At 59.1% G+C, this 242-nt stretch carries 1 pseudogene; it reads right to left on the bottom strand.

Annotation, left to right across the window (positions count from 1 at the left end):
• Positions 1-35 precede the first annotated feature (35 nt).
• Positions 36-242 (bottom strand): annotated as a pseudogene (locus NVV99_RS26795) (N-acetylglucosaminyltransferase); the annotation flags it as partial.

Raw genomic sequence — 242 nt, 5'->3', positions numbered from 1 at the left:
GCAGGCGGTCCAGACCACCCAAGTGATGCGGGTCCTCACGACGACAACCCGTTGAAGGTCTTCTCCCAGTAGGAAGGATTACGGATGAGATGATAGGTGCCTTTGATCGCCGCGATCGACATTAGGACCCAGTAGAACGGCACGGTCAGTCACGGCCACCACAGGTTCGAGTGGCCCGTCTCGCGGCACCCCACGAAGTTCATGTACATCACGGCGACGTTGCCGAACACGAGCGAGATCAG

Origin of the sequence: Rhodococcus sp. PAE-6, from assembly GCF_025290685.1 — a bacterium.
Lineage (GTDB): Bacteria > Actinomycetota > Actinomycetes > Mycobacteriales > Mycobacteriaceae > Rhodococcus > Rhodococcus pyridinivorans.
The sequence above is the reverse complement of the archived record's forward strand: the minus strand, read 5'-3'. Positions and strand labels throughout refer to the sequence as shown.